Below are 17,933 nucleotides of genomic sequence, written 5' to 3' on the forward strand. Positions count from 1 at the left end.
ATTCTAAATCATGAGCACACAAAAATTCGCAACAAACGCGTTGCACGCAGGACACGATGTTACAAAAAATGCAGGAACTAGAGCAGTTCCTATTTACCAAACATCATCGTATGTTTTTAATAACTCAAACCATGCAGCCAATCTTTTTGGTTTAGCAGAAGCTGGTTTCATTTACACACGTTTGAACAATCCAACCAATGACATTCTTGAACAACGTTTAGCTGCGCTTGAAGGCGGAATTGGAGCGGTTGTAACAGCATCGGGAACTTCGGCAATTGCTACAACATTTTTAACTTTACTAAAAGCAGGCGATCACATTGTAGCTTCCAATAGTTTATACGGCGGAACATACAATTTGTTAAAAGTTACACTACCAAGATTAGGAATCACAACTACTTTTGTTGATCCTTCAAATCCTGAAAATTTCACAAAAGCGACACAAGAAAATACCAGAGCTTTTTTTGTAGAAAGTTTGGGTAATCCAAAATTAGATGTTTTGGATTTAGAAGCTATTTCGAAAGAAGCAAAAGCTTTCAAAGTTCCTTTTATTGTTGACAATACGGTAGCAACACCTTATTTATTAAACCCAATAAAATATGGTGTAGACATTGTAATTCATTCACTTACAAAATACATTACTGGAAACGGAACATCGCTAGGTGGAGTTATTATCGATGCTGGAAATTTTGATTGGAGCAATGGAAAATTTCCTGAATTCACAGAACCATCAGCAGGCTATCACGGATTGAAATATTATGAAGCACTTGGCGCAGCATCTTTTATTGCCAAAGTAAGAATTGAAGGATTACGCGATTTTGGTGCAGCATTAAGTCCGTTTAATGCTTTTCAAACCATTCAAGGATTGGAAACATTAGAAATCAGGATTAAAAAACACAGCGAAAATGCTTTGATTTTGGCAAAATGGTTAGAGGAACAAGAAGAAGTAGCTTGGGTTAATTATCCTGGATTAGAATCTTCAAAATATAAATCAATTGCTGATAAATATTTGCCAAATGGTAAAAGCGGAATCGTAACATTTGGACTAAAAGATGGATTTGAAGCTGCAAAAAAAGTTGCAGATGAAACGAAACTATTTTCTCTTTTAGCCAACATTGGAGATACAAAATCATTAATCATTCATCCGGCGAGTACAACTCATCAACAGTTATCTGATTCTGAACAAGTGTCAACTGGCGTTACAAAAGATTTAATTCGTCTTTCAGTTGGTCTTGAAGATATTGATGATTTAAAAGCAGATTTAAGAGAAGTTTTTTCAAAAATTAAAACCCCACAAATAGTATAAAATGAGCACAAAAATTGTAAATGTTTTAGGTTACGCAAAAGGTAATAATCAGTTTGTTGTCAAAGCACAAAACTTTGATGTTAGAATTAGTAAAAATGATCAATTTCCAGAATTGGAAGGTCCAAGTCCAATAGAATATATTTTGGCAGGTTATGCAGGTTGCATAAATGCTGTTGGGAAATTAGTTGCAAAAGAGCAAGGAATAACTTTAAAATCAATTCAAGTAGAAATTACTGGAACCTTGAGTTTAGATAAATATCAGGGAAAAATAAGCAATGAAAGAGCAGGTTTCAGTTCTATTGAAGTGATTGTAAAACCTACTGCAGATGCAACATTAGAGGAATTGAAAGAATGGTTGATAGAATTGGAAAAACGTTGTCCAGTACATGATAATTTAATCAACAAAACACCAGTTCATGTAACTTTATTCAAAGAATTTCAGGCTATTGATGCTGCATAATTTATATAAAACATTGGTTATGTTTTTTGTTTGTTCGAACTGTCTTCAATTGTGAAGTTGAAGGCAGTTTTTTTAAAAAAACTTCCAAAAAAAAGATGCAAAATGAAAAAATTAGAAAAAATAGACTTGTATAATTTTGAATTAGAAAACGGAAAACAATCTGTTTATATTCCATTGTTTTACCAAGTTTTTGGGCAGCCAATTGGAGATGCGCCAGTAGTTGTTGTAAATCATGCATTAACAGGAAATTCAAATGTTTCAGGAGAAAATGGTTGGTGGAATGATTTAATTGGTGAAAATAAAACGATTAACACTAATCGATTCACAGTTATTGCATTTAACATACCTGGAAATGGTTTTGATGGTATTGATAAAAATTTAATTTCAAATTATCAAGATTTTACAATTAGAGATGTGGCAAACATTTTTTGGGAAGGTTTATTTTTTTTAAACATAAAAGATGTTTTTAGTTTAATTGGTGGAAGTCTTGGTGGTGCAATTGCATGGGAAATGACTGTTATTCAACCTGAAAAAATTCAAAATCTTATACCGATAGCTACAGATTGGAAGGCTACAGATTGGGTTATAGCAAATGTTTTGATTCAAGACCAAATTCTAAATAATTCAAAAAATCCAATTATGGATGCTCGACTTCATGCCATGCTTTTATATAGAACGCCGCAATCTATTAATCAGCGTTTTTTGAGACAGAAAACAGATAATTTTTCAAAATATCAAATAGAAAACTGGCTTCAAAACCATGGAATAAAACTCAAAAATCGATTTCAATTGTCGGCTTATAAATTGATGAATCACTTATTGAAAACTAATGATATTACTCGCAATAGAAATAGTTTTTTGGAATTATCTAAAAATATAAAAGCAAATATTCATATCGTTTCTGTCGATTCAGATTATTTTTTTATTGCCGATGAAAACCGTGAAACTTATTTTCAATTGAAAAATAATAATAATGTTTACTATCATGAAATAAAATCTGTTCATGGACATGATGCTTTTCTGATTGAGTTTGAACAATTAGTCGAAATTTTAGAACCTATTTTTTATAAAAAAACAAAACAAATTTATGTCACCACTTAAAATAAATATAATACTTTTTGGTATTGGAAACGTTGGTAGCACTTTGATTAATCAAGTTCTTGAGAGTCAAAAATTTTTTCTTGAAAAGAGAAACATAGAACTTAGATTTCCAATAATAACCAATTCAACTTTAGCTTTTTTTGAAAAAGATGGAATTAAAAATCAATGGGAAGCTAATTTTGTTAACGCTGCCATTCCTTTTAAAATTGAAGATATAATTGAATACATTCAAGAACAACAATTAGAAAATTTAATTGCAGTTGATGCGACAGCTAGCAATGATTTTGTTAAAAATTATATTCCTTTAATTCAAAATGGTTTTAACATTGTAGCGGCTAATAAAAAAGCAAATACTTTGCATTTTGATTTTTACAATGAATTGAGAAGAAATCTCAAAAAGTTTGATAAATCATTTTTGTATGAAACCAATGTTGGAGCAGGTTTGCCAGTAATTCAAACGATAAATGATTTGCATTTTTCAGGTGAGAAAATAACTAAAATAAGAGGTGTTTTTTCGGGTTCTTTGAGTTATATTTTCAATAGATTTTCTAATGAAGATACTTCTTTTTCTAAAATTCTTGATGCTGCCGAAAAAAATGGATTAACAGAACCCGATTCTCGTGAAGATTTAGCTGGAAAAGATGTTGCTCGAAAACTACTTATTTTAGCTAGAGAAATAGGGAAAGAATTCGAACTTTCTGATGTTAGAGTTTCATCTCTTTTACTGCCTAACTTGAATGAAACCCATTCAAAAGCAGAGTATTCAGTGAATAAGCAATTATTTGATAAACCGTTTCATATTGCAAAAGTTGCTCAAGAAGAAAACCACGTTTTAAAATATGTTGGAGATTTTGATGTGAAAAAAAATATTTTGGAAGTCAAATTGGTTTCAATTCCAAAAAGCTCACCAATCGGTCAACTGAAAGGAGCAGATAATTTGATAGAAATTTATACTGAATCTTATGGTGAAATTCCCATTGTAATTCAAGGCGCTGGAGCTGGAAGAAAAGTTACAGCACGTGGAGTTTTAACCGATGTTTTAAAAATTGCTGAGAAAATAAAAATTCAAGAAGCTGTTTGGGCTTAAAATTTTAACTAACCCTTGACTACGAAAACCCTAAGACGAACTATATCGTTGTAGGGTTTTTATTTTCTAAAACTGTTGCAAATTAAAATTCTATGCCTTTACTTTGCACCGTTCATAAACATAATGATTGTTATCACGAAAGCTGGAGAGATTAGACTCTATGAAAGCTTAGCAACCCTACACTTGTAGAAGGTGCTACATTCTATTCGCCTTGGCGAAACAGATAACCCGAAGAAATACTTTCCAGTTTCTGATAACAATTAATTTATAAAACGTTATTAGAAAAATGTCAAAAATTCAAGAAGCAATTCAAGAAAGAATACTCGTTCTCGACGGAGCAATGGGAACTATGCTGCAACGTAATAATTTCTCAGAAGAGGATTTTAGAGGCGAAAGATTCAAAGATTTTCCACATCCATTAAAAGGAAATAATGATTTGCTTTCCATTACACAACCTGAAGCTGTAAAGCAAGTGCATCGCCTGTATTTTCAAGCAGGTGCAGATATTGTTGAAACCAATACTTTTTCAGGAACAACTATAGGTATGGCCGATTATCATATGGAAGATTTAGTGTATGAACTAAATTTTCAATCAGCAAAAATTGCTCGAGAAGTTGCCGATGAATTTACAGATAGACCACGTTTTGTGGCTGGTTCCATTGGACCAACAAACAGAACAGCTTCTATGTCGCCAGATGTTAATGATCCTGGATTTCGTGCTGTAACTTTTGATGATTTACGAATTGCATACAAACAGCAAATTGAAGCTTTAATTGATGGCGGATGTGATGTTTTATTGGTAGAAACCATTTTCGATACATTAAATGCAAAAGCAGCACTTTTTGCTATTGAAGAAGTAAAAGAAGAACGAAATATTGATGTCCCGGTAATGGTTTCAGGAACAATCACGGATGCTTCAGGAAGAACACTTTCTGGACAAACGGTTGAAGCTTTCTTAATTTCGATTTCACATATTCCGTTGTTGAGTATCGGATTTAATTGTGCTTTAGGTGCCGACCAATTGAAACCGTATTTAAAGCGATTGGCAATGAATACACAACTCAATATTTCGGTGCATCCAAATGCAGGTTTACCTAATGCTTTTGGTCAGTATGATCAAACTCCTGAAGAAATGCAGGCATTGGTTAAAGAATACCTTCAAGATAATTTAATAAATATTATTGGCGGTTGTTGTGGAACAACTCCAGAACACATTAAAGAAATTGCTGAAGTTGCAAAAGATTTTAAACCAAGACAAATTTTAGAAACGATATAATGGCGCAAGCAAAATACTTAAAATTATCAGGTCTTGAACCTTTAATAATAACTCCTGAAACCAATTTTGTAAATGTTGGTGAAAGAACCAATGTAACAGGTTCGCGAAAATTTCTTCGTTTAATCAAAGAAGAAAAATTTGAAGAAGCATTGGATATTGCAAGAAATCAAGTTGAAGGTGGCGCGCAAATTATTGATGTAAATATGGACGAAGGAATGCTTGATGGAGTAGAAGCAATGACTAAATTCTTAAATCTGATAGCTGCTGAACCAGATATTGCTCGTGTTCCGGTGATGATTGATAGCTCTAAATGGGAAATTATTGAAGCGGGTTTAAAAGTCATCCAAGGAAAAGGAGTTGTAAATTCTATTTCTTTAAAAGAAGGAAAAGAAGCTTTCATTCATCATGCAAAATTAATCAAACGCTATGGTGCAGCAGTAATTGTTATGGCTTTTGACGAAAATGGTCAAGCGGATACTTATGAAAGACGCATCGAAATTTGCAAAAGAAGTTATGATATTTTGGTAAATGAAGTTCATTTTCCAGCCGAAGATATCATTTTTGATCCTAATATTTTTCCGGTTGCAACTGGAATGGATGAACATAAATTAAACGCCTTGGATTTTTTCAGAGCAACCAAATGGATTCGAGAAAATTTACCTTATGCACATGTTTCTGGTGGTGTGAGCAATGTTTCATTCTCTTTTCGTGGCAACGACAAAGTGCGTGAAGCAATGCATTCTGCATTTTTATATCATGCCATTCAAAATGGTATGACAATGGGAATTGTAAACCCTGAAATGTTGGAGATTTATGATGAAATTGATAAAAACTTACTCGAACATGTGGAAGATGTTTTGCTAAATAGAAGAGAAGATGCAACAGAACGATTACTAGATTTAGCAGAAAGTTTTAAAGGTGATTTTAAGTCAAATGAAAAAGCTATTGCGGAATGGAGAAATGAAGATGTACAATCTCGTTTAACGCATTCGTTAGTAAAAGGAATTGATGAATTCATCGAAATTGATGTAGAAGAAGCGAGACAACAGGTTGCTCGACCTATAGAAGTTATCGAAAATCATCTGATGAATGGAATGAATGTAGTCGGTGATTTGTTTGGTTCAGGAAAAATGTTTTTGCCACAAGTAGTGAAATCGGCTCGTGTGATGAAAAAAGCAGTAGCATATTTGTTACCATTTATTGAAGCTCAAAAAGACGGAAAATCTTCTTCTGCAGGAAAAGTGTTGATGGCAACCGTAAAAGGTGATGTTCATGATATTGGTAAAAATATTGTATCAGTGGTATTGGCTTGTAATAACTTTGAAATTATTGATTTAGGAGTTATGGTTCCGCCAGAAAAAATAATTGCTGCAGCGGTTGAACATAATGTTGATATTATAGGTTTAAGTGGTTTGATTACACCTTCGCTTGATGAAATGGTTTATTTGGCAAAAGAATTAGATAAACTGAATATCAAAATCCCAGTAATGATTGGTGGTGCAACAACATCTCGTGCGCATACTGCGGTAAAAATTGCCCCTGAATATGCTGCTTCAGTGGTTCATGTCAATGATGCTTCGCGTGCTGTTACCGTTGCGAGTAATTTACTTCAAGTAGAAACAAAAGATAAATATTCGAAGAATATAAGAGAAGAATACGATACGCTAAGAGAACAATTTTTGAATAGAAGTCGCGAAAAGAATTATTTATCAATTGAAGAAGCTCGTAAAAACAAATTAAAATTGGATTGGGAAAATTATAATCCAGTAAAGCCAAATTTTATTGGGACAAAAACTATTGATGTTGAACTTTCGGAATTGATTGATTTTATAGATTGGACACCCTTTTTTCAGTCTTGGGAATTACACGGAAAATATCCTGCTATTCTAACCGATGAAATTGTGGGCGAACAAGCTACTAATCTATTTGCAGATGCGGAAAAATTGTTGAATCAGATAGTTGATGAAAAATGGTTCGAAGCAAAAGGGATTCTAGGTATTTTTCCAGCAAATACTGTTAATGATGACGATATAGAACTCATTAATCAGAACTCAAAATTCTTGACTCTTCGTCAGCAATCACAAAAAACAGTTGGCGCGCCAAATATTGCGTTAGCGGATTTTATTGCTCCCAAAGATTCAGGAATTCAAGATTACATAGGTTGTTTTTGTGTTTCGACAGGATTTGGAGTTGAGGAAAAGGCAGCTGAATACAGAAAAGAATTGGATGATTATAATTCCATTTTAATTCAAGCACTTGGTGATAGATTAGCTGAAGCTTTTGCTGAATATTTGCATCTAAAAGTTAGAAAAGAAATTTGGGGTTATGATTCGGATGAAAATCTTTCAAACGAAGAATTAATCAAAGAAAATTACAAAGGAATTCGTCCTGCGCCTGGTTATCCTGCATGTCCTGACCATTTGGAGAAACCTACCATTTGGAAATTATTAAATGCGGAAGAAGAAATTGGTGTAAAACTAACCGAAAGCATGGCCATGTGGCCTGCATCATCCGTTTCGGGATATTATTTTGCTAATCCACAAAGTAAATATTTTGGACTAGGGAAAATAAAAATGGACCAAGTAGAAGATTACGCTAAAAGAAGAAATATAAGTATAGAAGAAGCTACAAAATGGCTTAACCCAAATATTGCCGACTAATATGAAAGTAACTCAACACATAGAAAATGCTAACGGAAAACCATTGTTTTCCTTTGAAATATTGCCGCCGTTAAAAGGACAAAACATTCAATCTATTTTTGATGGTATTGATCCGTTGATGGAGTTTAAGCCGCCATTTATTGATGTAACTTATCATCGAGAAGAATATGAATTTAAAGAATTGCCAAACGGTTTGTTGCAAAAAAAGATTGTAAAAAAACGTCCGGGAACGGTTGGTATTTGTGCTGGAATTCAAAACAAATATGATGTAGATGCTATTCCGCATATTTTGTGTGGTGGTTTTACTAAAGAAGACACTGAGAATTTATTAATTGATTTGGATTTTCTTGGAATTGATAATGTTGTTGCGCTTAGAGGAGATGCATTGAAAAATGAAACGTATTTTAAACCCGAAAAAGAAGGAAACGAATTTGCATCCGATTTGGTGTTGCAAATTTCTAATTTGAATAAAGGAATTTATTTGGATGAAGATTTAAAAAACTCGGCGGAAACTAATTTTTGTATTGGAATTGCTGGTTATCCTGAAAAACATATGGAAGCTCCGAGCATGGATAGCGACATTCATTTTTTGAAACAAAAGATAAAAAATGGTGCCGATTATATTATTACTCAAATGTTTTTTGACAATAAAAAATTCTTTGATTTTGTAGATAAATGTAGAAAATCGGGGATTACTATTCCTATTATTCCGGGATTGAAACCTATTGCAACTAAGAAACAATTGAATTTGATTCCGCATCGGTTTAAGGTTGATTTGCCAGATGATTTGATTATGGCAGTGGTGAAAGCAAAAGATAATGATGCGGTGAAACAAATTGGGATTGAATGGTGTATTGAACAAAGCAAAGAGTTGATAGAAGCTGGAATTCCGTGTTTGCATTATTACTCGATGGGTAAAGCGGACAATATTAAAGCAATTGCTAAGGAAATCTTTTAGTAGTTAGATTGCGAGACTGTATAGATTGAACAGGTTTTGATGTATATGCTTTGCGTTACGATGTTGTTGTTTTAGGATACTTTATAGATGCTTTGAGTTACTTTATAGATTGTTTTGGAGACGATGTAGATACTTTGAGTGACGATATAGATGGATTGAGAGACGATGTAGATGGATTGTGATACTCTGTAAATATTCTGTGATACTTTATTTTTTTGAACAAGGCGTTTACTAATTAGCCCTGATGGAAGCAAGCTACCGTGTAGCGCGGACAGCAGGAAAAGGGATTATTATATTGCCCAAGCGGATTGCTCCTTAAAATATTCTGTTATATTTGCGATGCTTAAATTTTTGGGATGCGACAATTTTATTTGTTTATTTTTCTTTGTGGAATAGTGGGGTTTTCTCAGAAAAACACTTCTTATTCTTTAGATGTTTCGTTTTTGAGAGGTAATACTTTGCCGCATACTGAGGATATGTATCATTTGGTAAATGGTCATCCTGATGGTGTTTTGGTGAGTTTTTTGCAGAAAACTAATGGTTCAAAAGAGTGGCATAGAGCGTATAATTACCCGGATTTTGGGGGTTATTTTTTGTATCAAGATTTTCAAAGTGAACCTTTGGGGAAAAATTATGCTGTTGGTGCGATGTATAATTTTTACTTTCTTAATCGTAAATTACAATTTAAGATTTCGCAAGGTGTAGCGGTGACTACAAATCCGTATGACAAGGTGAATAATAGCAAGAATAAGGCTTTTGGGAGTAGAATTATGGATAATACCAACTTTGGGTTGAGTTATGATAATCAGCATCTTTTTGGTGGGAAAATAGGTTTTCATGCTGGGCTTCTTTTTACGCATTATTCGAATGGAAGGGTAAAATCGCCTAACAGCGGAATTAATACTTATTTGTTGAATGTTGGTGTGAATTATAATTTTGAGAAAGATTTTGTTCGACAAGTTGATACTACAACGGTAAAAAAATCATACAAAGAGCCTATTCGATATAATTTTGTATTTAGAACTGGTGTTAATGAAAGTCCTATTATTGGCAGTGGACAATATCCTTTTTATCATATTGGTTTTTATGCGGATAAGCGAATCAACAGAAAATCGGCTTTGCAACTGGGAACTGAAATTTTCTTAACCCAGTCGATGAAAGAATATATTCGTTACTTCTCGATTGGCTATCCTGAAATGAATCTTGACCCAAACACGGATTATAAGCGAATTGGTGTTTTTGTTGGGCATGAATTATTGATTAATAAAATTTCTCTCGAAGCGCAATTGGGTTATTATGTGTATCAGCCATTCAAGAAAGATATTGCAGTTTATGATAGAGTAGGGATGAAATATTATTTTAGCGATAAAGTTTTTGGTGGATTTACGATAAAAACGCATATGTTTTTAGCTGAAGCATTGGAATTTGGAATTGGTTACAGAATTTAAAACAGGAAGCATGAAAAAAATAGTATCAATATTTCTTTTAGTAGTTATTTTCAATTCTTGTGAAAAACCAGGCGAATGTATTGAAAGTTCTGGACCGACAGTTTTTAAAGAAATACCTGTTGAGGCGTTTAAAAATTTGAAGATTTATCGTGGAATTGAGGTTCTAATTACTGAAGGACCAATTTATAAAGTGGAGATAGAAGCTGGAGAAAATTTTATAGACAACATTGAAGTAAAGCAAAATGGAGATCAATTGGTTTTTAGAGATAATACCAGTTGCAATTGGGTTAGAGAATATGGTCAAACAAAAATCCATGTTACAACGCCAACATTGGAAAATGTTTATTCAAAATCTGATAGAAATATAAGTTCAACTAATGTTTTGACATTTCCGATTTTGAGATTGATAGCTTTAGATAAGGAAGGTGATGGTGAAAAAGGAGCAGGAACTGGTGATTTTCACATTGAAGTTAATAATTATCAATTGGTGATTCAAAACAATAATGTATCGCGATATTATGTTTCAGGTCAAACAGATGAAGCTTTACTTGATTTTTATTTTGGAGATGGACGTATAGAAGCTCAAAATTTAATTGCACAAAACATTAAAGTCTTTCATCGTGGTTCAAACGATATGATTGTAACCCCAATTCAAAGTATAGAAGGAGTTTTAAACAGCACAGGTGATTTAAGATTGACTACAACACCACCAATTGTAAATGTTCAAGAACTCTATCAAGGAAGAGTTATTTATCCTTAAATTATTTTTTAGTTTTCTCTCTGAAAATTTGCTCCAAGTTTTTGCTTTTCAAACTCATTTGTAATGTTTTTAAACCATTAGAATGAGCAAAATCAAAAATAGTTGGTCGCATATCTTCTTCGGTAGCAAAGGTGATTTCCCAAATGTTGTTTTGAGTGTTTTTTATACTTTTTAAATTTGGCAATGCTGATAAAACGGCTTCGTTTATGGTTTTGTCAAATTCAACCTCAATAATTTGTTCAGCTTCGTCAGAAACTAATTTGGTTAATTGTTTATCAGTAACAATTTTTCCTTTGTCGATAATGATTACACGATCGCAAATGGCTTCAACTTCTTGCATAATATGCGTAGAAAGAAAAACGGTTTTGTCTTTTCCAACGTTTTTAATAACGTTTCTAATTTCAACCAATTGATTTGGGTCTAAACCTGTAGTAGGTTCGTCTAAAATCAATACTTCGGGATTGTGTAACAAAGCAGTTGCCAATCCAACACGTTGACGATAACCTTTAGAAAGTTGACCTATTTTTTTATGGCTTTCAGGAGTTAAACCAGTTAGTTCAATCACTTCTTCAATTCTTGATTTTGAAATTTTATATACATCAGCGTTAAACGCTAAATATTCACGGACATATAAATCCAAATACAAAGGATTGTGTTCTGGTAAATAACCAACCGATTGTTGAACTGATTTTGGATTTTCTACAACATTATTTCCATTAACAGAAGCCATTCCTTCATCGGCAGAAAGGTAAGTAGTTAAGATTTTCATCAAAGTGGATTTTCCAGCGCCATTTGGACCAAGAAACCCAACGATTTCACCTTTTTTTACCGAAAATGAAACTTGGTCTAATGCTTTTTGCGTACCATAGTTTTTGGAAATATTTTGAACTTCTATCGACATAGTTGAATTATTTGGAACAAATGTAATAATTAATCAAAGGATAACGAAGATTTTACTTTTTTATGATAGCGAAAACGTTTGCTTAAATTTTTTTCGATGTTTTCGTAAAACATAAACTTTATTTTCCTACATTAGCCAAACACAATAAGACAAATGACAAAATTCGTAACCTATTATAACAACTTTTATTATTTCTTTTTTAGAAAAAAAGAAGGATTGTTATTGTGTTATGTGAAAAAATAATAGAAGTAAAACATAAATATACAATCCTGATGAAAATCAGGATTTTTTTTTGATTATATGATAGAAAAAGTTGCCATACAAGGAATTAAAGGTTCGTTTCATCATCAAGTTGCTTTAGAATATTTTCAAGAGAATGTTCAAGTTGATGAATGTTTGTCTTTTGAATCGGTTGTTGATAGTTTGAACAATAACCAATCACAATTGGCAGTTATGGCTATCGAAAATTCTATAGCTGGAGCAATTTTACCAAATTATTCGTTGATTGATAAAAATAATTTGAAAATAGTTGGCGAATATTATTTGGATATTGTTCAAAATTTAATGGTTTTAAAAGGTCAAAACATAGATGACATTCAAGAAGTACATTCGCATCCTATGGCTTTGTTGCAGTGTATGGATTTTTTGAAAAAGCAACCAAGTTTAAAATTAGTTGAAGACAAAGATACCGCTGAAACTGCGCAACGAATTCATAAAAATAAATTGAAAGGAATTGCCGCAATTGGAAGCAAAACAGCTGCTCAGCTATATGATTTAGAAATTATTGCGCCTCAAATTCAAACGGTTAATAATAATATGACACGATTTGTTGTGGTTTCAAAAACCATAAATAATGCTGAAAAAGAATTTATAAACAAAGCATCACTTTTATTCGAATTAGAACACAAACATGGAAGTTTGGCAGCAATATTAAATGTTATGAGCGATTGTAAATTGAATTTAACCAAGATTCAATCGTTGCCAAAAGTAACTACGCCTTGGCAATATTCCTTTTTCGTAGATGTTACATTTGATGATTATCAAAATTTTGAAAAAGCAAAAGCGGTCATCAATATTATGGCAAATCATTTTAAAGTTTTAGGCGAATACAAAAACAACAGACCATCATGATACAAGTTGCAGATAGATTACAAACCGTTCAAGAATATTACTTTTCTAAGAAACTGAGAGAAGTGAATCAGCTTATTGCCGAAGGCAAACCAATTATCAATATGGGAATTGGAAGTCCAGATTTGGCTCCGCATCATTCGGTTATTGAAGCCATTCAAAATGCTATGTTTGATGCCAAAGCACACGAATATCAAAGCTATCAAGGGTTGCCAGAATTACGAAAAGGAATGGCTGATTTTTATACTTCAAATTATGGAATAACTTCTGATTTAAATTTAGAATTTCTTCCGTTGATGGGTTCGAAAGAAGGAATTATGCACATTGCTTTGGCCTTTTTAAACCAAGGCGATGAGGTTTTGCTTCCAAATCCAGGTTATCCAACCTATGCTTCGGTTACACAAATTGTTCAGGCGAAACCAGTTTTTTACAATTTAAAAGAAGAAAACAATTGGCAACCTGATTTTGAAGAATTAGAGAACCAAGATTTGTCAAAAGTAAAATTGATGTTTGTTAATTATCCGCACATGCCTTCAGGAGCAAATGCGACTTTGGAATTTTTTAAAAAACTAGTTGATTTTGGAAAAATGCATCAAATTTTAATTGTAAACGATAATCCATATAGTTTTATTTTGAATGATAATCCGTTGTCGGTTTTTCAGGTTGAAGGTTCAAAAGACGTGGCTTTAGAGTTAAATTCGTTAAGCAAAACATTTAATATGGCAGGTTGGCGTGTTGGAATGGTTTGTGGAAAAAAAGAATTAATTGATTCCGTTTTGAAAGTAAAAAGCAATATGGATAGCGGAATGTTTTATGGTATTCAAAAAGGCGCCATTGCAGCTTTAAAACTAAAAGAAGATTGGTTTAAATCACAAAATGAAGTTTATAACAAAAGAAGAAATTTAATCTTTGAATTGGCTGAAAAATTAGGTTGTACTTTTGATAAAAATTCGGTTGGATTGTTTGTTTGGGCAAAATTGCCTAAAGGAATTAATGCAGAAGAATTCATAGATAAAGTGCTTTATGAAAAGCATTTGTTCATCACACCAGGAGTTATTTTTGGCAGTAATGGAAAAGATTATATCCGATTTTCACTTTGTGTTACTGAAGAAAAAATAAAAGAAGCAATTGAACGATTTTAGGTTAAAATTTATGAAAGTATATATAATTGGTGTTGGGTTAATTGGTGGTTCAATGGCTTTGGACATAAAAAAAATATATTCAGAAGTAACTATTTTTGGAATTGATGCCAATGAAGAATTTCTTGAAAAAGCACTTGAATTAAATTTAATTCATCAAAAAGCAACTATTGAAACAATTTCAGAAGCTGATTTTGTGATTTTGGCTATTCCTGTTGATGTAGCTTTAGTAATTTTGCCAAAGATTTTGGATGTAGTTACTGAAAAAACATTGGTTTTAGATGTTGGTTCAACCAAATTTCCAATATGTGAAGTTGTAGAAAATCACCTAAATAGGAGAAATTTTATGGCAACTCATCCAATTGCTGGAACCGAATTTTCGGGACCAACTGCAGCTATTGAAAATTTATTTCAAGATAAAACAAACATTATTTGTGAAGTTGAAAAAACCGCTTTCAAATTACAAGAAAAAGGATTAGAACTATTCAAAAAATTAGGAATGCGAATCCGTTATATGGAAGCAAAATCACATGATAAACATATTGCTTATGTTTCGCATTTGTCGCATATTAGTTCGTTTATGCTTGGAAAAACAGTGATTGAAAAAGAAAAAGATGAACGTGATATTTTTGATATGGCAGGTTCGGGTTTTGAAAGTACAGTTCGTTTGGCAAAAAGTTCTCCAGCAATGTGGACGCCAATTTTTAATCAAAATAAAAAACACGTAGTCAATTCACTTGAAGAATATATTTTGAATCTTACAAAGTTTAAAGAATATATTGAAAACAACGATTTGGAATCGGTTTTTAATGAAATGAAAAATACAAATAGAATTAAAGAAATACTGAAATAGTTATGGAAAATAATAAACAAATGCGCAAATGGTTAGATGATTTTAATTTAAATCATCCATTAGTAATCGCTGGACCATGCAGTGCTGAAACAGAAGAACAAGTTTTAAAAATCGCTAATGAATTAAAAAATTCAGATGTATCTATTTTTCGTGCAGGAATTTGGAAACCAAGAACTCGTCCTGGTGGTTTTGAAGGTGTTGGAGAAATTGGATTAAAATGGTTGCAAAAAGCAAAAGCTGAAACAGGTTTGTTAATGGCAATTGAAGTTGCTAATGCAAATCATGTCAAACTGGCTTTAGAACACGATATTGATGTTTTGTGGATTGGCGCAAGAACTACGGTTAATCCGTTTGCGGTTCAGGAAATTGCAGATGCTTTAAATGGAACTGACAAAATTGTTTTAGTAAAAAATCCGGTAAATCCAGATTTGGCACTTTGGATTGGTGGTGTTGAACGATTGTATAAAGCAAATATCAAAAAGTTAGGTGTAATTCATCGTGGTTTTTCTACGTATGAAAAAACAAAATATAGAAACAATCCTGAGTGGCAAATTGCAATCGATTTTCAGAGTAAATTTCCCGATCTACCATTAATTTGTGATCCTTCACATATTACAGGAAATCGTAAAATGATTCAGGAAGTTTCACAACAAGCACTTGATTTAAACTATGATGGATTAATCATTGAAACGCATATTGATCCCGATAATGCTTGGAGTGATGCTGCTCAACAAGTAACGCCTTCGGTTTTGAAAAACATCTTTAAAGATTTAAGAGTTAGAAAAGAATCTGATAATGCAGACGATTTTACTAAAAATATGAATAAAAAAAGAACTCAAATTGATGAGTATGATGCTAAATTATTGGAAATTTTAGGAAAAAGAATGAAAGTTGCTGACGAAATTGGTCTTTTGAAGAAAGAAAAGAACGTTGCTATTTTACAAAACAAACGTTGGAATGAGATATTAGGAAAAATGATTTTAGATGGCGAAGAAAAAGGTTTAAGTGAAGAATTTATATTAAAATTATTCAAAGCGATTCACCAAGAAAGTATTAATCATCAAGAGAAAATAATTAACAAATAAATTTTTCCAAATAATTAATTAACAGTAAGTTTTTTTCGTATTATTGCGGCTTAAATCACAATAAAAACCAACCAAAAAATGAAAAAAAATGTACTTAAAATTATCTTCATTTTATTTTGTTGTTTTAATCTAAACGCTCAAAATAAAATTGATAAAATCGACCTTACTTATGGCGAGGAAATTCCTGATGATAAAGGTAAAATTGTAAAAATTATTGGAGAAGCGAACAATAAAATTTATACTTTAATTTTAAAAGGCAAATCAGATTATTTTTTAAAAATATTTGATTCAGCTAAAATGAAACAGATTTCTTTAAATCCATTGGTTTTACCAGAACTAAACGATAAGGATGTTGAATTTGAGGAAATAACTATAATGAATGATAAATTATATGTTATTGGAAGTGTTTATCATAGAAAAGAAAAGAAATTTACATTAGTTGGAATTCCTATTTCAGAAAAAGGAATTTTAGGGAAAGACATGATTACTTTATTTGAGTCAATTGTTGCTAAAAGTTCAGATAGAGGCGGATTTTATTTCAAAAAATCACCAGATGATCAAATGATGTTGATTATGCATACAGCATTATTTGAAAAAGAAGATGCTATGAAATATGAAATGAAGTTGTTTGATGAGAATTTAAAATCTGTTTTTTCTGCAGAAGAGAAAGTAAGTTATGATGACAATAAAAAAGATTATCAGTTTACAATTTCTGATTTTGATTTAAATAATAGTGATGATATTTTCTTAGTTGTTAATGAAGGTTATAGAGATAAAAAGAAAAAAGAAAAAGTAGAAAAGGTTGAATTGCACATCTTCAAGAAAGCAAATAGTTATAAAAAAGAGGTAGTGAAAATTGATGTAATTGATAAAGAAATAATTAATTGTAAAATGTTGGCTACTTCTAAAAATGATGTAAAACTTACTGGTTTTTTCTCAAGTGTTAGAGATAATGGTAAAGCTAACAAAGAGTTAAAAGGAGTTTATAACATGACAGTTAATTTGAGTAAGAATACTACAGAAAATGTTGTGTTTAACGAATTCGATTTAGCTACAAAAATCAAACTTTTAGGAGAAAGAAGAGCAAATAAAGGTAAAGACGTGAAACCTTTATATAATATTCATACAATTATTGAAAAAAATGACGGTGGATTAATTGTACTTTCAGAATATCAAACAGTTTATGTTGGTCAAAAACAAGGAATCGGACCATTCGGATTACAACCAGTTACTTATACAATGAATGAAATGATTGTAACAAGTATGAAACCTGACGGAACTTTAGATTGGAGTAATGTTGTGCCAAAAGAACAAGCCGCTTCAATCACTGTTGCTACCTTTAACATATTTGCTGGATCAAGTTCTGGAAGTTTTAATGTAGCGGTTGGTTTAGCTATTCCTTTAGGAGTGATGGGAAAAGGACCAGAATATCTAAGTGTAATTCCTATTTATAGAAATGGAAAATTAAACATTTTGTTTAATGATAACATTAAAAATAAAGGAATCACTGATATAGAAAAAATAAAATCAATGGGTAATTATAATAATGCAGTTCCAACATTGTTTGTTTTCGATGAGAGAGGAAACATAACCAGAAAAGATCCAGAAGAAGTTATTAAAAACGAATTAGTAATTAGACCAGGTGTCTTTTGTAGAAAAAATGATAACGAATTTATTATTTACGCCTCAAGAAAATCAAATGATAAATTAGGAAGGATGATATTGTTAGATTAAGAAATTATAAGCTTCATAGTAATATGAAGCTTTTTTATTT

General features: G+C 31.8%; 16 protein-coding genes and 1 riboswitch. Of the genes, 15 read left to right on the forward strand and 1 reads right to left on the reverse strand.

Features of this window, described 5'->3' with window-relative positions; translation table 11 throughout:
- Positions 1 to 10: 10 nt before the first annotated feature.
- The 10 genes from RN605_RS12055 to RN605_RS12100 all read left to right on the forward strand — a co-directional run bounded on the left by RN605_RS12055 (position 11) and on the right by RN605_RS12100 (position 11,053).
- Entirely contained in the window at positions 11 to 1,303 is a 1,293-nt protein-coding gene (locus tag RN605_RS12055) for an O-acetylhomoserine aminocarboxypropyltransferase/cysteine synthase family protein (RefSeq protein ID WP_313325111.1), read from the forward strand.
- Position 1,304: 1 nt separating this feature from the next.
- On the forward strand, positions 1,305 to 1,763 hold the full coding sequence (locus RN605_RS12060) for an OsmC family protein (RefSeq protein ID WP_313325112.1): 459 nt from the start codon (positions 1,305 to 1,307) through the stop codon (positions 1,761 to 1,763).
- A 102-nt stretch (positions 1,764 to 1,865) separates the two neighbouring features.
- Complete coding sequence (locus RN605_RS12065) at positions 1,866 to 2,864, forward strand: alpha/beta fold hydrolase (RefSeq protein ID WP_313325113.1); 999 nt, start codon at positions 1,866 to 1,868, stop codon at positions 2,862 to 2,864.
- Positions 2,851 to 3,951, forward strand: coding sequence for a homoserine dehydrogenase family protein (locus RN605_RS12070; protein ID WP_313325114.1), 1,101 nt, complete (start codon positions 2,851 to 2,853; stop codon positions 3,949 to 3,951). Before RN605_RS12065 ends, RN605_RS12070 begins: the two co-directional genes overlap by 14 nt.
- 127 nt (positions 3,952 to 4,078) lie before the next feature.
- Positions 4,079 to 4,181: riboswitch (SAM riboswitch) on the forward strand.
- 56 nt (positions 4,182 to 4,237) lie between these two features.
- Entirely contained in the window at positions 4,238 to 5,227 is a 990-nt protein-coding gene (locus RN605_RS12075) for a homocysteine S-methyltransferase family protein (protein WP_313325115.1), read from the forward strand.
- Positions 5,227 to 7,887, forward strand: coding sequence for a methionine synthase (metH, locus tag RN605_RS12080; RefSeq protein ID WP_313325117.1), 2,661 nt, complete (start codon positions 5,227 to 5,229; stop codon positions 7,885 to 7,887). The genes RN605_RS12075 and metH overlap by 1 nt, the downstream gene beginning before the upstream one ends.
- A 1-nt stretch (position 7,888) precedes the next feature.
- Entirely contained in the window at positions 7,889 to 8,845 is a 957-nt protein-coding gene (metF, locus tag RN605_RS12085) for a methylenetetrahydrofolate reductase [NAD(P)H] (RefSeq protein ID WP_313325118.1), read from the forward strand.
- Between the two features lie 50 nt (positions 8,846 to 8,895).
- On the forward strand, positions 8,896 to 9,027 hold the full coding sequence (locus tag RN605_RS12090; RefSeq protein WP_313325120.1) for a hypothetical protein: 132 nt from the start codon (positions 8,896 to 8,898) through the stop codon (positions 9,025 to 9,027).
- A 174-nt stretch (positions 9,028 to 9,201) separates the two neighbouring features.
- Positions 9,202 to 10,293, forward strand: coding sequence for an acyloxyacyl hydrolase (locus tag RN605_RS12095; protein ID WP_313325121.1), 1,092 nt, complete (start codon positions 9,202 to 9,204; stop codon positions 10,291 to 10,293).
- Positions 10,294 to 10,303: 10 nt separating this feature from the next.
- A complete protein-coding gene (locus tag RN605_RS12100) occupies positions 10,304 to 11,053 on the forward strand; it encodes a GIN domain-containing protein (protein ID WP_313325122.1) in 750 nt (249 codons plus the stop codon).
- A gap of 1 nt (position 11,054) precedes the next feature.
- On the opposite strand, the gene gldA is transcribed toward RN605_RS12100, so the two are convergent.
- Complete coding sequence (gldA, locus tag RN605_RS12105) at positions 11,055 to 11,954, reverse strand: gliding motility-associated ABC transporter ATP-binding subunit GldA (protein ID WP_313325123.1); 900 nt, start codon at positions 11,952 to 11,954, stop codon at positions 11,055 to 11,057.
- A gap of 300 nt (positions 11,955 to 12,254) precedes the next feature.
- Here gldA and RN605_RS12110 point away from each other — a divergent pair, with 300 nt between their 5' ends.
- The 5 genes from RN605_RS12110 to RN605_RS12130 all read left to right on the forward strand — a co-directional run bounded on the left by RN605_RS12110 (position 12,255) and on the right by RN605_RS12130 (position 17,893).
- Positions 12,255 to 13,085, forward strand: a complete 831-nt coding sequence (locus RN605_RS12110) for a prephenate dehydratase (protein WP_313325124.1) — start codon at positions 12,255 to 12,257, stop codon at positions 13,083 to 13,085.
- Entirely contained in the window at positions 13,082 to 14,224 is a 1,143-nt protein-coding gene (locus tag RN605_RS12115; protein WP_313325125.1) for a pyridoxal phosphate-dependent aminotransferase, read from the forward strand. Before RN605_RS12110 ends, RN605_RS12115 begins: the two co-directional genes overlap by 4 nt.
- A 10-nt stretch (positions 14,225 to 14,234) precedes the next feature.
- The gene (locus tag RN605_RS12120) at positions 14,235 to 15,074 is read left to right on the forward strand and encodes a prephenate dehydrogenase (protein WP_313325127.1); all 840 of its coding nucleotides are present in this window, start codon (positions 14,235 to 14,237) and stop codon (positions 15,072 to 15,074) included.
- 2 nt (positions 15,075 to 15,076) lie between these two features.
- A complete protein-coding gene (locus tag RN605_RS12125; protein ID WP_313325128.1) occupies positions 15,077 to 16,159 on the forward strand; it encodes a bifunctional 3-deoxy-7-phosphoheptulonate synthase/chorismate mutase type II in 1,083 nt (360 codons plus the stop codon).
- Positions 16,160 to 16,237: 78 nt separating this feature from the next.
- The gene (locus RN605_RS12130) at positions 16,238 to 17,893 is read left to right on the forward strand and encodes a hypothetical protein (protein WP_313325130.1); all 1,656 of its coding nucleotides are present in this window, start codon (positions 16,238 to 16,240) and stop codon (positions 17,891 to 17,893) included.
- The last annotated feature ends 40 nt before the right edge of the window (positions 17,894 to 17,933 follow it).

The sequence above is a fragment of the Flavobacterium sp. PMTSA4 genome, assembly GCF_032098525.1.
GTDB classification, from domain to species: Bacteria; Bacteroidota; Bacteroidia; order Flavobacteriales; family Flavobacteriaceae; genus Flavobacterium; species Flavobacterium capsici.

Excerpts from the sequence above, each read along its gene's own strand:
- RN605_RS12055 (WP_313325111.1), top strand. The coding sequence starts at position 11 with ATGAGCACACAAAAATTCGCAACAAACGCGTTGCACGCAGGACACGAT.
- RN605_RS12060 (WP_313325112.1), top strand. The coding sequence starts at position 1,305 with ATGAGCACAAAAATTGTAAATGTTTTAGGTTACGCAAAAGGTAATAAT.
- RN605_RS12065 (WP_313325113.1), top strand. The coding sequence starts at position 1,866 with ATGAAAAAATTAGAAAAAATAGACTTGTATAATTTTGAATTAGAAAAC.
- RN605_RS12070 (WP_313325114.1), top strand. The coding sequence starts at position 2,851 with ATGTCACCACTTAAAATAAATATAATACTTTTTGGTATTGGAAACGTT.
- RN605_RS12075 (WP_313325115.1), top strand. The coding sequence starts at position 4,238 with ATGTCAAAAATTCAAGAAGCAATTCAAGAAAGAATACTCGTTCTCGAC.
- metH (WP_313325117.1), top strand. The coding sequence starts at position 5,227 with ATGGCGCAAGCAAAATACTTAAAATTATCAGGTCTTGAACCTTTAATA.
- metF (WP_313325118.1), top strand. The coding sequence starts at position 7,889 with ATGAAAGTAACTCAACACATAGAAAATGCTAACGGAAAACCATTGTTT.
- RN605_RS12095 (WP_313325121.1), top strand. The coding sequence starts at position 9,202 with ATGCGACAATTTTATTTGTTTATTTTTCTTTGTGGAATAGTGGGGTTT.
- RN605_RS12100 (WP_313325122.1), top strand. The coding sequence starts at position 10,304 with ATGAAAAAAATAGTATCAATATTTCTTTTAGTAGTTATTTTCAATTCT.
- gldA (WP_313325123.1), bottom strand. The coding sequence starts at position 11,954 with ATGTCGATAGAAGTTCAAAATATTTCCAAAAACTATGGTACGCAAAAA.
- RN605_RS12110 (WP_313325124.1), top strand. The coding sequence starts at position 12,255 with ATGATAGAAAAAGTTGCCATACAAGGAATTAAAGGTTCGTTTCATCAT.
- RN605_RS12115 (WP_313325125.1), top strand. The coding sequence starts at position 13,082 with ATGATACAAGTTGCAGATAGATTACAAACCGTTCAAGAATATTACTTT.
- RN605_RS12120 (WP_313325127.1), top strand. The coding sequence starts at position 14,235 with ATGAAAGTATATATAATTGGTGTTGGGTTAATTGGTGGTTCAATGGCT.
- RN605_RS12125 (WP_313325128.1), top strand. The coding sequence starts at position 15,077 with ATGGAAAATAATAAACAAATGCGCAAATGGTTAGATGATTTTAATTTA.
- RN605_RS12130 (WP_313325130.1), top strand. The coding sequence starts at position 16,238 with ATGAAAAAAAATGTACTTAAAATTATCTTCATTTTATTTTGTTGTTTT.